At 56.9% G+C, this 14,373-nt stretch carries 7 protein-coding genes and 4 pseudogenes; 8 read left to right on the top strand and 3 right to left on the bottom strand.

Annotated elements, in window-relative coordinates; translation table 11 throughout:
• Window positions 1-81 precede the first annotated feature (81 nt).
• The 4 genes and pseudogenes from A7X65_RS25495 to A7X65_RS40765 form a co-directional block, all read left to right on the top strand.
• Complete coding sequence (locus A7X65_RS25495; protein ID WP_145665411.1) at window positions 82-633, top strand: hypothetical protein; 552 nt, start codon at window positions 82-84, stop codon at window positions 631-633.
• Window positions 634-1,663: 1,030 nt separating this feature from the next.
• Complete coding sequence (locus A7X65_RS42025) at window positions 1,664-1,876, top strand: hypothetical protein (protein WP_145665408.1); 213 nt, start codon at window positions 1,664-1,666, stop codon at window positions 1,874-1,876.
• Between the two features lie 71 nt (window positions 1,877-1,947).
• Window positions 1,948-3,272: pseudogene (locus tag A7X65_RS43715) on the top strand (DUF3422 family protein).
• Between the two features lie 630 nt (window positions 3,273-3,902).
• Window positions 3,903-4,882 (top strand): annotated as a pseudogene (locus A7X65_RS40765) (IS110 family RNA-guided transposase); the annotation flags it as partial.
• Window positions 4,883-5,402: 520 nt separating this feature from the next.
• Here the strand turns inward: A7X65_RS40765 and A7X65_RS25475 are convergent.
• Entirely contained in the window at window positions 5,403-5,867 is a 465-nt protein-coding gene (locus A7X65_RS25475; RefSeq protein WP_063690314.1) for a hypothetical protein, read from the bottom strand.
• 1,448 nt (window positions 5,868-7,315) lie between these two features.
• On the opposite strand from A7X65_RS25475, the pseudogene A7X65_RS25470 reads away from it, so the two are divergent.
• The 4 genes and pseudogenes from A7X65_RS25470 to A7X65_RS43205 all read left to right on the top strand — a co-directional run bounded on the left by A7X65_RS25470 (window position 7,316) and on the right by A7X65_RS43205 (window position 11,308).
• A pseudogene (locus tag A7X65_RS25470) lies at window positions 7,316-8,116 on the top strand (outer membrane protein).
• Window positions 8,117-8,579: 463 nt separating this feature from the next.
• Entirely contained in the window at window positions 8,580-9,188 is a 609-nt protein-coding gene (locus A7X65_RS42010; RefSeq protein WP_145665404.1) for a hypothetical protein, read from the top strand.
• Window positions 9,189-9,546: 358 nt separating this feature from the next.
• A pseudogene (locus tag A7X65_RS43210) lies at window positions 9,547-10,198 on the top strand (beta-keto acid cleavage family enzyme).
• Window positions 10,199-10,627: 429 nt separating this feature from the next.
• Window positions 10,628-11,308, top strand: a complete 681-nt coding sequence (locus A7X65_RS43205; protein ID WP_347336395.1) for an MFS transporter — start codon at window positions 10,628-10,630, stop codon at window positions 11,306-11,308.
• 621 nt (window positions 11,309-11,929) lie between these two features.
• On the opposite strand, the gene A7X65_RS25450 is transcribed toward A7X65_RS43205, so the two are convergent.
• Entirely contained in the window at window positions 11,930-12,436 is a 507-nt protein-coding gene (locus tag A7X65_RS25450; RefSeq protein ID WP_245323818.1) for an avidin/streptavidin family protein, read from the bottom strand.
• A 775-nt stretch (window positions 12,437-13,211) separates the two neighbouring features.
• Window positions 13,212-14,366 carry a ribonucleotide-diphosphate reductase subunit beta gene (locus A7X65_RS25445; protein WP_082885075.1) on the bottom strand — a complete coding sequence of 385 codons (1,155 nt, stop codon included), beginning with the start codon at window positions 14,364-14,366 and terminating at the stop codon, window positions 13,212-13,214.
• Window positions 14,367-14,373: the final 7 nt, after the last annotated feature.

Here is a 14,373-nt window from a genome sequence, read left to right as displayed (position 1 = left end):
TCAGATATGCTGGCATCGACGGTCAGACGGAGCCGCCGTTGTAGTCGAACAGATGGACGTTACGTCCCCTTCTGAAGGGGGTTGAATCTGACGTTGCGTCAAGTTGTATATGGGGTGCACGAATCCGCTTCAGAAGACGTAATCAAAATGGCACGAGCCTTTCTTGCTACTATACTATGTTCCGCATTCGGCTTGATCGGGATGGGCGGAGTCACGCTCGCTGGCACAATCGGACGCTACGACTGCACCATAGTCGCTTCAACTCGATATCCAGTGGGTGATCGCAATGAACACGACGTCATCAGCTTCCAATATGCGTGCACAGGCGTTGATGGGGTATTCCAAGAAGCCGTAGTGACAGCAATTTCTGTCGTCGAGCTTGATAACGAGAAGGGAAACTTTTGGGCTTCGCTTAGCCTTCACCGCTCCCCCGATGGTTTTGCAAACGAGCAGCTTTTGGAAGGCGCGGGGGACATTGTCCTAGAGGACGACCAAGCCGTTGGAGTCGAAGCGTACGGTAAGACGTCGTTTAAGTTCGCATCGGGTACCTTGGAGTGTCTCACAGATAAGACGGTCAACTTCAAAGCAAAGCCAGCTGGGTTTGGCAAATTCAAGCTTGAGTTTACAGACTGATAGTTCCTCAATAAGCCCTCAGCGTAAACGGCTGTTTAGGTAGCAAACTCTTGACCAGCTGGAGCTGTAGCCCCACTGCCGAAGGGCAGAGAATCGCTGTAGGACATGCTGTCACGTTAAAAGAGAGCCGCAGCGGTTTAGTGGTATATGCGACATCCATGTTCCTGGCATTGATCTGCTGAGTTATGCATACCCGGTGCTGAGGCGAGGTTTGTCAAAAGGCTCCGCGACTCCGCTAATTTGTAGCAGTTTAGGCGACCGACCCACAGGTCATTCTGTGCGCGTCATGTGAAAAGCGAATGTAAGACCGGCCTCGCTGCAGGGCGCCGATTTGCGTGCGCCCCTTAGACATTAAAGTGGGGATGACCGTGTGTCGGTCTTCGACGATCGCATTCAACCAACTCGTCGAGTTCAGCTCGCAATGCGCGAGCCACGAACAGGTGGCGTGGGCGCGACCGATCGGGCTCAATTCGCTCAAAGGGAAGAAATTCTGCAGTCCGAGGCGCTTGTCTCGGTGTGCTGTGTAATTTACTCGCTCCGCGCATCGAGCAAGCCCTCTGGGTCGCGACGTGATTAGGGTCAAAACCCGATCAGCGTGTTGAGTAGGTGCGGTTTTCCTGATTCACAGAGGGGGTGATAACGGGACGCGACGTATGCCGTTGTTCTGGTCGTCGGATGCGGCATGGGCGGCGATCGCCGCCAATTCCTGCCTGCCGTGGCGCTCGCAACCGCCGTCGCCTGCTGGCTCTGATCGAGTCTCAGCCCTAATCATCCGGCAAAGGATGGCTATGTCAGAGCGGTGAGCCGGTTCGAGCATGCGTAGCTAGGCAAGTATCGTACAGGCCGTTTTGTTCGGTGTCGTGCGTCCGATTCCGACCATAAGTGCCCATGCCAGGAGTGACCAAGTTGTCGCGAGACTGACATGGTGCCTGAAGGCAACGCGCGTGTTCGCGTGCCCACTGGCCCAAATCCTGCACTGCACAAAAACGCAACGCCGAGGCTTATGAAACGGAGGCGCATTTGAAACTTAATGTATCAAAGCGACGATGCGGATGTAGCTCCACTGCTGGCGCAAAATGGCGGCAATTTGTCTAAAAGCCTGCAGGACGTAGAGCTGATGGCTCCGACAACTTCAAGAAACGCCTCGATGACCGCGTTCGAGATCGATTGCCTGGCGATCTGGCTCGCGCAGGGTCTCATTTGCAAGCTCAAGGCCGTCGATCCGAGCTTGATCTCATGCTAGCGGGCGCACCGACTCGGTGGGCGACCATGCCGCTCGCGGTGATGCGAATGCTGCTGACTCGGGAGGCCTCGATGGGCAATGAATTGGATTTGGCATCATGCAAACTGCATCCTGAGCGGAAGGCTGTCCTCGGCGAAGTGCATGCGTGGCCGTTTGCCAGTCTAGTTTCGTCGTTCGGAATGGTACGTTTTGTATTTCTCGCGAAGGGCGACGATGCGGCAAATGATCGCGGCCGGTTCATTGAATTCTGTCGGTAGCACAAGGTAACTCCGCCCGAGCCGTCCGCGAAACACCATCAGATCGAGTTCGGACCGGTGGCGCTACGCTAGGAGCAGCACTCGAAATTTGCGACCTTCACTTGGATCTGGAGCACCACGAACAGTCTAGCCGCTCGTCAATTCGGCGACGTCCATAACTCCGCGCAGTCACTAATCCGTGCACTATCGCAGGCTGGAGAACTGCTTGCCGCGATCAAGTTAGAGGCAGAACGGGGCACTTGTCCGACCGAGCGCACCGAGCAGATTTTTGAGAGAAGTAGCCTGGCGATGGTCAACGTCAAAGGCGGGGCGAGCGTTGTGGCCTCGGACTTTCGCGCTGACGATAAGGGTTTCACCAGAATTCTGGTCCACGATCGCGGATTGACGCCACACGATCTCGGCGCGCTGGTGCAACGCTTGTTAGAAATCGAGACATACAGGTCCCTGGCCCTGCTTGGTCTATCGACCGCGCTGGAGCTTGGCCCATCGGTAGATCGAATAGATCGCCGTCTCGTCGAGGTGCTTGAGGAGATGCAGGCGCGGAAGGGCTAAAGGTCAACAACCATCTCCTTCAAGAACTAACGGCGCTGGCAGTCTCCTTTGAAAGAGATGTGGCAGGCAGTTTGTTCCGTTTCGGTGCGAGCAGAGCATACAACGAGCTGGTTCAATCGCGATTATCTATCGTTGAAGGCGAGGGCGTCGCGGATTATCCGACTTGGTCGGCCTTCCTCGCGCGCCGTATGGCGCCTGCTATACGGACCTGCGCAACGATGGAGGAGCGTCAGGCGAATCTATCGGACAAGCTGGCCCGCGCCGCGGACCTGTTGCGAACACGCGTGGACGTTGAAATCGAGCAACAGAATCGCGACCTTTTGCGCTCGATTAATGAACGGACGAGGCAACAGCTTCGCCTGCAGTCCACGGTCGAGGGATTGTCAGTCGGGGCTATCGGATATTATGTGGTCAGCCTATTTGCCTATCTTGCCAAAGGCGCGCAGGATGTTGGACTGCACGTAGAGCCAGCGTCCGTAACCGCGGCTTTCGTGCCGATCGCCGTCGGCGTGATTTAGCTGGTCAGTTATAATGTTCGGAAACGGCATCTCAAGCCTGACGATGCGTCGTCCAGGGCTGGTGATTAGGTCTTCCTGAGACAATATCGCTGGGGGCTCCGTCGCGAACAAAAGGCGGCAACATCGACTGGGTTGGGTGCCCATTCGCGGGATGCGGGCTGTATTGTCCTGAACACAACAGGCGCGCTGCGTTCGTCGAGCTGAGCGCGTGGCCCGTACTCCTCAAACCATAACGCCAAACAGAACTGCGACAACGAACCGAATTTGCGGTCGCAACGGTTTGATGAAAGGGATCGTCCTGGGCATTAGCACTCATGCATGCAATTTCTCTCTCTTCCCGAGCTTCATCCCGTAAGGGCGGACTTGCCTAAAGCTGCTTCCGTCTGGCACATCGCTTGCTCTGCCAAACAAAACATCACCGGGCGCCCCCCCCCCATGGTGGTGTTGGGGCGGACTCGACGCATCCCAGGTCCAGGCGTCGGGGCCGCCCCGCTGCGCCCCGGTATAGGCGGAGATACAAGTCCTGCAACGTCGCGCAGGGAAGTGCGCTTCGCAGCGCTGTATTGGATCCCGGCGATCTAGATGCCGTGATGGAACCGGCTCCGAGCAAGCGGTCATGATGGTGGCTGTCCCCCGTCAGATGATGAAGCGGGGTCACGACGTGAGTCGGCCCCAAGCATCTGGAGACGGCGGACAGCCGTGCAGAACTATGCCGGAATTGACGTCTCCTGGAACTGTCGAGCGTATGCGTTGTGGACGCCCAGGGTAAGATCCTGAAGGAGGCGAAGGTTGCGAGCGAACCCGACGCCTTGGTCGAGTTTTTCGAGAAACTTCGCTTTGCAATTGAGCGGATCGGGCTGGAAGCAGGGCCCCTGTCGCAATGGCTATATGCGGCCCTTAAAGGAGCAGGATTCGAGACGGTTCTGCTGGAAACACCGCATGTGAAGGCCGCATTTTCTGCGATGACGCTGAAGACATTCGCAAGGATGCGCGCGGGATCGCCCGGTTGATCCGGATGGGCTGGTTCCAGCCGGTACACGCAAAGTCAGTCGGTGCGTAGGAGATCCGGGCACTCCTGATCGCGCGTAAACAGCTTCTTGGGCGGCTGATCGACGTGTAGTTGAGTATCCGCGAGATTTTGCGTGGCTTCGGGCTGAAGGTTGGCCCGGTGATGCGGAGGAATTTCGAAGTGCGGATCCGAGAGTTGGTTGCGGGTCACGCGACGTTGGAGCGCATTGCCACTGCGGTGCTTTCGGCGCGATCGACCTTGAAGGCGGAGTACGGAAGGCTACACAAGGCTGTGCTGGCACTTGTGCGCGACGATGCGGTCTGTCGCCGGCTTATGACAGTGCCTGGCGTTGGTCCTCTGGTAGCGATCACCTACAAATCGGCGATTGATGACCCTCATCGCATCGTTAAAACGAAGGCCGCAGGCGCACTGTTCGGGGTTACGCCAAAAAATACCAATCGGGAGAAAAAGACGTCACAGGCGGGATCACGTTGGCCTGAGATGAGACGGTGCGGAGGGTGTTGTATGAAGCCGCTAACGTTATACTATCGCGCATCACGCGGTTCTCAAACTCAAGCGCTGCGGGATGGACGTCGCCAAGGGAAGAGGCGCGAAGCGCGCAAAGGTTGTCCTGGCAGGCAAGCTCGCAGTGATCCTGCATCGGATCTGGGGCGCGTTCATTGGTTTGCATCCACAGCCGTCAATGCCGATCCGCGATGGTGCGGGGCCGTTTGCCGTCCGCACAGCCGCGCCAGCGCTCGGAGAGCATAACGGCGAGGTATTATCAGGTCTTCTCGGGCTCTCCTGCGCCGAGATCGCACAATTGGCCTCGGAGGGCATCATTGGGACGTCGATGCTCTCCGAAGGGAGCTAGCGAAAGGCAAACAACCCGTCGTAAACCTAACAGCCGAGACAAAAACATCGTGATGCCGATAGTTGCCGGCATCCCCTGCTCCGAGATAGCGGCACAAGGGGCGCCCGTAACGGCACCGCCGGACTCGCCGAACCTATCTAATGCGGTCATGCCCGGCTCGGCTGACAATCATAGCCCGTCCGAAATGATGTTGGTGGCGTTGCTAGCAGCGGAAGTAAACGTCATTGCGACCAACGAGCGCCAATGAAATGTGCTGGCGACGCTCCTTCCGAAGGACCCGTCTTCCTGTGAACTCCTGGTAAGAAAAGCCCAACTTTCAACGCTCTGGTCGACACCCTTCGATCCGGAGCGTCGGCAGCTGCCAAGAACCGTAATGGAAGTTGACCCCAGCCCCGGCTGGCAAGTTGAACGATGCCAAATGGGGGAAGAGAGTTGTCGGCTTGAAGAGCTCCGGGCTGGCGAACGGCGGAAGGTCGGCGTTTGCGAGAGCTTTGGTGGTTTCAATCGAGTAGATCACATCCCGCGAGGCCCGCTGCGTGGCACCTTTCATCCAGCTCTGAAGATAACCGATTTGATCGTTTGCGGAGGTCGTGGAAGTAAGCTTCGCCAAGAGCTCTATCGCCTGCGTAGATTCGGTTTGAATCCGCTCATGCCAATGCGAATAGATGTCGAAAAATCTTCTCGAGAACTCCGTCTGCGTTCCGATGGTTTGCTTGGCAAAGTCCTGAAATGCGCCTGCTGCCCCGTCTACGTCAGCGTTGATCCCGGCTTCCTTCATCATCCTTATCTCCTTGTCTCGGTGTGATTGCTAGCAACAGCGCTAGTGCGCTGGAATCGCCTGGTGTGGGAAGGCATCGATGGAAAATGCAGTTTGTGGAAACACACCAGCAAATCGCCGCTGGCGCGTTTTCAGGACTTTTATGCAGCAACATGCGGTAGGAACGAACTCTGCCGCTTTGCTCAGCTCGGCGCCGCGAGACCAAGGGCGACTCCGCATCTGACGGATGGGAGCATCAGCATGGCCTCGATTGATCGATTGAGAAGGCCTCATCTGAACCCCTGGGCCGGAGACAAGAGCGCATCGTCGTCCGCTCTCAAATCTGTCCCAGCAATTGCCATGCCACGAATGATGTGTTCGAGCCTCATTTACGAAGAGGAAAGCGTGTGCTTTGTGCCGCGCCCCCGGAATGCGTCGGCTTTCGTGTAGAAGTTCGGCCAGCGGTGTCTTAAGGCAGACAGTGCAGAAGATTCCACGCGGAGAGTGATCACCTGGATAAGAAGATTCGTGCCGAGTAGCAGCCGCTGAAGACGCAATCTTGCCAGAGCGCCTCGAAAGTTCCGAATGAGTGACACGCTGTTTGAGATGACGCGCTGCTTTTGTAGGCCGCTGTTGTTCGGGAGAACTTCGCATCCAGGCTGATCGACCTGCTGATGAAGCATCGCGAGGGCGGCATTGATGCTGTTCAGCGGAAGATACGCTCATCGAGCGATCAAATGTCAGCCGCGAACACGCTAGCCTCTGATGTCGGGGACGCCGGCAAGTGAGTGCCGGCAGATCAGGATCGAATGCGGGTCAGAGCAGGGGTTATGGTTTGCCCAGCTGGGCTCATCAGCCGTTCGGCCGACCAGTGTCTCTCCGAGAGACGCCGTCCTCGTACTCACGAATGAATTCGCTGTATCGCGCAGGATCAACGGTCTTCAGTTGGCCAGCGCGCTTGATTTCCAGATCGGCGTCTCGGCGATGACGGTCTTTGATCTTGTTTACCGCAATACCATGTCTTTTAGACGCTGCATCGGCGTTGTCTGCCTGGGTTTCTCCCAGAAGGTCTCCAGTGAAGGAGTCTGCCCGAATGCCTTCGCGAGCGTCCCGAGCTTCTCATCAAGTTCTTCCACGGCGTCGGAAGAGGGTGTCGAACCGTTCGGTTACGCTAGTCTTTTTGGCTACATCCAGGTCGAGTCGCGCGCCAACATTTGTTTCAATGTCTTATTAACTGCCCCGCTGAGTGGCGTAAAGAATGGAAAGAGTACCATGAGAACCAATTCGGGTTTGACATCGATATCCTCTCGACCATCGAGGCGGTGACGTTTTCTAGCAATTGGCGTGCCAATCGATCGCGCATGCCTGGCCACCGACATCAGCTTTTGTCCCTCAGTCGAATGCTCAGGGAACGCTTGCGGTGTAGTCAACTACCAGCTTTGGCAATTAATGGAGAGGGCCGACACATGGCTATGTGTGGTCAATCAACCATCAAGGGAACGGGCCAAAAAAAGAAAGCAGTCCTGCTGCTGGGCACGATAGCGCTAATCGCGCTGGCCGGGCCGGTCTCCGCCGCTGATTTGGCGGAGCAGCCCTCCATCAAAGCCCTCCCAATGGTCGCTCGGATCTACGATTGCAGGGGCTTCTACATCGGCATTGACGGTGGCGGTGGCTCCGCACATCAGTGCTGGGACGTCGTCAACGCCGGCAGCTTGATCTTTGCTCCGCCGCTCGCCATCGGATGCCATAACGCGACAGGAGGCACCGCCGGCGGTCAAGTCGGCTACCGCTGGCAGATAGCGAACTCGGTGTTCGGCCTTGAGGCGCAGGGCATTTCGCGGGCTCCAACGTCAATCTTGCTTTCGCAGGCGTCCAGGATGAATCCAAAATTGATGCATTTGGGTTGTTCACGGGTCAGGTCGGTTACGTCTGGAATAATGTGCTGCTCTATGTGAAGGGGGGCGCTGCGGGCGTCCGCGAGAAATATCGAGTCTCAGAGTTTGCAACTGGGCTGACAATCGATAATGGCAGGGAAACCCGTTGGGGCCGTGCGGTAGGCGCGGGCCTTGAATTCGGCTTCGCTCCGAATGGTCCGTCGGTATTGAGTGCGATCACTTGTTCATGGGCCGTAGGGACGTAGACTTCCTGTTTTTGACAGGAAGTCAGGCATTCCGGCGGGCGATCGTGCAGGGACCGCCCGCATCAGTCAGGATATCGACATCGGTTTAGTCCGTGTAAATTACCGCTTGGGTGACGCGGTCGCGAAGTATTGATCTTCGTCTTTAGAATGCGTTCCATCGCTGGGCAGCTGGGATAGAAGGTGGTGTGTGAAAACGACTGTCCGCACCCGTGCACGAGCAAGCTTCGGTTCGGCAAGAATCATACAGGCTGGAACGCCATCCTGCGTTTAGCACATCCGCCCAATCGTGAGGGGAGAACATGACGGACGCTAGCGCCGTCGAATCGGAAGTGTCGCCCGCCGGAGAAGTCCCAGTTCGTCGGCTGTTGTTTCTCGAGGTGAGCACCAACCGCATTCAAGCCATGAATCCAGATGGTTCCGATCGAAATAGTTATTGTTACGGATTGTCAGCTCCAGACGGAGTCGCAATCGATGTCCACGCTAGTCATAATCAATGTCGATGGTGACGCCAATGCACCACCTTGTCGGGTCACGGCGGTCCACCTCATCGAGGCCTGCCTCGATGAGCGTCTCAATCTTCGAGCCGTCGAGATTGCATGCATAACCCGCATCCCTTCGCGGTCAGACCAGTACAGCTTGCCGCATCTGCGATCGGGCTGGATCTGCTTCGACGTGAAAGTGGCACCGCAGGTAACGATGACTCTTCGAGCTGTTCCATCGATATCGTCGCGCTCGATCGAGCCATCGTTGACGGCGACACCGGACCCCATGCGCCACCAGCTCTACTGGACGCAAAAAGGTCCGGACAATGCCGGTCTAGGCCAAATCTTTCGCGCCAACATCGACATTCCGGACGGCGACGCCCGGCAAATCGCTTCGACATCGAGGTGCTATTCGATGGCTTGCCGGAGCCGATTCACCCTGAGTTAGACCTCGCTAACCGCGTCCTCTATCGGACCGACCGCGGTGACCCTCCGCGCGGCAACACGGTCAATCGCGCGCGCGTCGATCTAAAGACGGAGCCGGAAATTCTCATCACGCACCTGATGGAGGGAATCGGCATCGCACTCGACGTTCCCGGCAATCAGATGTTCGTTACGGAACTCGCCGGTTCGATCTATTCCACCGACCTTGGTGGAAAGAACAAGCACAATCTCCTCTGGTCCCAGGGCAACTTCACGGACATTGCGTATGCAGAAATCTGACCCGCCGAAGGAATGAAATGACCGGAACACGCCGGTTGCGACGAAGTGGCGTCTTCGCCGCCCACTTATCGCACGAGCTGGACAGCTCCGTTTGCGAGCAGCAGAGCGCAGATCGTCGCGGATGACGCCCTGCAGAAGCCAAAAACATGCGTTGAGGCAGTATGCGGCGGCGCCCATGCCAAACGACTCGTCCGGAGCAGACTAAATCCGCTCTTGAATGAGCTAAGCGGTCGATGACAGGAGACGTAGCATGAAGTTTGAGAGCAAAGTGATTGTCACGATTGCTCCGACGGGAGGTGTGGTGAAAAAACCGCAAAACCCACACCTACCGACCTAGCCCAGCGAGATCGCCGAGGATGTGTACCGGTGCTACGATACAGGTGCCTCTATCGTGGCGCTGCATGCGCGCAGGACAAACGACGGCGCAACCTGTAATCCGAAAATCTACCAAGTCATCAATTCTCGGATCCTGAAAAAGTGCTGCATCATCATCAACAACAGCACCGGAGGGGGCGTTGATGGAGACATGGTGCGATCCCTAGAGCCCGGGCTTGACGAGGTTATATTCGAAGAGCGCTTAAAAGGACTCGAGGCCGGCGCCGACATGGCGACGTTTGACGCTCACACTGTTCTGGCCAGCTTTGGCGGACGCGAGATTGTCGTTAACACCTCGCCGACCCGCTGCGACATTATGGCGAAACGGTTCCAAAAGGCGGGCATCAAACTTGAATGGCAATGTTTCTCACTTTCCCACCTCGTCCAAGATCCGATACGCCTCATCAATAAAGGTTTCGATAAGCCGCCCGCAGCTACCCGCAACGACTGAACCGGTGCTCGCCGGTGGCCATGTTCGTGTCGGGCTAGAGGACAATCTCTACCTCGAGCAGGGTACACTAGCCACTAACGTGCGACTGGTCGAAAAGACGGTAAGGATTATCCGTGAACTTAGGTACGAGGCCGCCACCGCAGTAGAGGCTCGGGCGACGCTCGGGCTGACGCCTCGCATATGAGGGATAGTCGCCGCCCATCCATTCGGTGCGTCGCTAGGTTAAATCCTGAGCGCGGGCGCCGCCCGTGGAAGTGTTGTCGATCTTCGATCGGACACTCCGGCCATGGGTTCGATAATATCAGCCCGGTGTCGCAGTGCAGCCCCAAAACTTGGGCGAAATGTGTGGTGAGCCGCGACTTGTTTTAGGAGCGTAACGAATTGTTGGAGTTGGTTGGTGACCAGTGTCATGCCGAGGACAAAGTGATATCTGGATTGGTCGGGAGCGCTGTCGCCAAGAATACGCGGCGGCTCGTGCCGCTTTTGGGCCTCGCTTGTTTCTTCAACAACCTCGACCGTACTAGTGTCGGCATCGCCGCGTTACAGATGAACGACGACATTGGCCTAAGAGCCGAACAATTCGGCTGGGCGCCGGGAGCCTCTTCTTTAGTTACTGCCTGCTGGAAGTGCCCAGCAATATGATGATGTATCGCTTCGGTGCGCGCCGCTGGCTGGCTCTTGTCATGATAACCTGGGGCCTTGCGGCCGCGGCGACGGCGTTCGCCGTCGGACCATACAGCTTCTACGCGATCCGTTTTCCTTTGGGTGTTTTCGAATCAGGCGTGTTCCCGGGGGCATCTGGTACATCTCGATCTGGTTTCCGGCGCGATCGCGAGCCGGCGTCCTCGCCTGGTTCATGGCTACAACACCGATGTCTTCTTTGATCGGCAATCCGCTATCGGCTTCGTTGTTAGGGATGGATGGAGGGTGGCGGCTGGCCGGCTGGCAATGGAGGTTTCTCATCGAAGATCTTCCGGCCTGCCTGCTCGGCCTCCTATGTCTCGTTCTGCTAGCCGACACACCAGACAAAGCAGCGCGGCTGACGCCCCGCGAGCGGGAAGCGCTGCTGGACGAGCTCGCTGGAGAAAAGCACGATAGACTCAGAAAGGATTTCTGGGCTGCGATGGAGGACGTTCGCGTGGTAATGTTGACGGGCATCACTTTCGCCTTCACGATCAGCTCCTATGGGATCGGTATCTGGCTCCCTCTGATTTTAAAGAGCCGCAACTTGAACAACATGCAGGTTGGCTGGCTCTCAGCCATGGCCTATTTCTTCGTGACAATAGGCATGTAGCTCTGGGCGCGCCTTGTTGATTGCAAGAGGCAAAAGATCTCTAATCTGATCGGCGCATTACCGGTCCCGCTGCCGCCGGAGGCATCGCATTTATCAATTCCATCGGTGCCTTTGGCGCCTTCGTCGGCCCTTACATGGTCGGCTTTCTTAAGGACAGAACAGGATCGTTTGAAGCTGGCCTGATCGGAATGGCAATCATTCTAGTTGTTGCAACGTGCACCGCCGGTAATCTCAAACTCCTGGCTATGCATAATGATGACATTCCTGTCTGAGCGCCGAAGTAGAGAACGTTCGGCTTTAAGGTCTGTCCGCAGCGTGGGCGACTCTCGGAGCGGACCTGCTAATGGACATCGCGCCAAATCGGCTTAAGGCGTAACTTGATCCCGACGGTGTGCGCAAAAGGGCCAGGCGCGCGCGTTCGAACCTTGGCCAATGGATACGTCAGCCTCCCTAGAAGTCCAACGACAAGACCGAGCCTGAACAGGTGGGCGATTCAGGCTCGGCAGGGATCGATCTCGAGTTCGATATCAAATCAGCTTTAGAGCGAGCGTCGGCGCTTGATAAAGGCGGGATCAGAAATTAGCATGATGACGTTCTTTCTCTTGCCGCAGGCAGGCCATGTCATTTGCGGTTCTTTGTATTCGAGAGCTTCTCGCCTGCACCGCTCTTGGCCACCTCTCCGCTAGCGGAAGGCAGTTTCGCTTTGTCGCCGCTTGCAAAGGTGAAAGTGTCCGCGCCGGCGCTGATGCCATTCCATGCCACCGGTTCGGCGAGCGAAAGTAGCCAGAGTCCCTGAAATCCCGATGCAGCGTTCAGCTGCCCAGTCCACACCGTCGTCGATCCGCAGCCTACAAAATTCACCGAAAAGCTGATCGCCGCGCCGCTACTGGTCTGCGCGAGCCAGCCCGTCAACGCTCGAGGAGTACCTTCATCGCAGCTATTGCTCGCATTGTTCGTATACGCGCCGGAAATTGCGCCTGTGTTTGGATTATAATTGTCTACCGCTAGGCTTGATCCGTATTGGTTGGTCCAGGTCCAGATCGCTTGCGCCTTTGCCGGCGCCGTGAGGAGTAGGCCTAGGCAGGCCGAACCCATACACCTCGCCAACTTCCACTTTGCTTCGGACATTTACGACTCCATATCACTCCAGTAGCTGAGAGGGACTTCGTTATAGGACTCATCTAAGCAATTTAAACGAGTTATTTTGGCTGATAGCGCTATCAGATTGAATGTGATCGATGCTAAATTTCAGCTCCGTACGGCAGGGTGGTGCGGTCATTCAGACGCGAGCAGGCGATTCGCACCGGTATTGCTTGAGCCGTTGTTAGCTCTCGGGAACGTGCGAATTGTAGGGCATCCGCTAAGGTAACGCGCGGGAGCATGAAACCAACCCGTGCTCCGTCATCGGCCCGGTCGCGATCTGCGGATGAGAAAAATAAGAGGCTGATCGCGTGATCGACTTCCAGCGGGGAACCAACGCACCGCAGTTGCTCGTGCAATGCGGGATCTAGACGACGCCTTGTAAACGGCATAGGTGCCAATGTACTGGCCAACGTCAATTCGAGCCGACTTTCAATTTTCTTGTAATTACTTGGCCAATGCCTAAAGGTGGTCGCAATCGTGCGGGCAGCGAATCATGAGCATCGACCGTGTCTCGAGGTCGCTATCGATCGCGAATTGCTGGGGCAGAAAGGCGTGCACTCACTCATGTGCCGTGCTGCCGATGTATCAACCAGCACGGCGGAGTGAGACATATCGGCCGAGCGACAAGTCACGAAGTCTCATAGCAGGGATCGTTTAGATGACGTTCGTTTGCAAGCTTTCGCTTCGCAATGGCGCGTATCAAGTGCCGAACGACCTCGCAAACTGTTGCGAGGTCATCTGGCGATCGCTCTGCATCAGGTTATTCCCAAGTCAGTGCGCCTCCGTTCTGATATTCGATGACGCGGGTTTCGAAGAAGTTTTTCTCCTTCTTCAGGTCCATCGTCTCCGACATCCAGGGGAACGGGTTATCGACCTCGGCGAATACAGGCGCGAGTCCGATCTGCGCGCAGCGCCGGTTAGCGATGAAGTGCATGTACTGCTCGCACAGAACCGCATTCAGGCCGAGGAACCCCCGCGGCATGGTATCGCGGCCGTAAGCGGCTTCGAGCTCTGTTGCGTCACGAAGCATGCCGCGAACCTCATCCTGTAACGCGGATGTCCACAGGTGCGGGTTTTCGATCTTGATCTGGTTGATGACATCGATGCCGAAATTCAGGTGAATGCTCTCATCGCGCAGGATGTACTGATACTGTTCGGCGATGCCGACCATCTTGTTGCGGCGGCCGAGCGATAGTATCTGAGCGAACCCGGTGTAGAACCACATGCCTTCGAAAACGACGTAGAAGGCAACGAGATCGCGCAGGAAGGCGCGGCCATCGTCCGGCGTGCCGGTCTCGAACGACGGATTGGCGAGGTGCTGCGTGTGTTTGAGCGCCCAAGCCGCCTTGTCGGTGATCGAGGGCACCTCGCGGTACATGTTGAACAGCTCACCCTCATCCAGCCCAAGGCTTTCGACGATGTACTGGAAGGTATGGGTGTGGACTGCCTCCTCGAACGCCTGCCGCAAGAGGTACTGCCGGCACTCAGGGTTGGTGAGGTGGCGATAGATCGCCATCACGATGTTGTTGGCGACAAGCGATTCCGAAGCGGCGAAGAAGCCGAGATTGCGCTTTATCGTGTGCCGCTCGTCCTCCGTCAGCCCGTTGCGCGCCTTCCACAAAGCGATATCAGACTGCATCGAGACTTCGGTCGGCATCCAGTGATTGTTACAAGCAGAGAGATACTTCTCCCAAGCCCATTTGTACTTCAGCGGCAGGAGCTGGTTGACGTCGGCGCGGCAGTTGATCATCTGCTTCTCATCGACCGAGACGCGGCCGCCAGCACGATCGATCGCACCGAGGCCAGTTGGATCGGCCGCCTCAAGCGTGAGCCGGGACTTCGGAGGTAGGGTGGTGAGGCTTGGGACGGCGGGAGGCGCCGCAACGATCGTTTCGCTATTGGACCAATCGAGCATCGTCATC

This window comes from Bradyrhizobium stylosanthis, from assembly GCF_001641335.1.
GTDB classification, from domain to species: Bacteria; Pseudomonadota; Alphaproteobacteria; order Rhizobiales; family Xanthobacteraceae; genus Bradyrhizobium; species Bradyrhizobium stylosanthis.
Note: the sequence above shows the minus strand (reverse complement) of the source record. Positions and strands in the feature narration are given on the sequence as shown.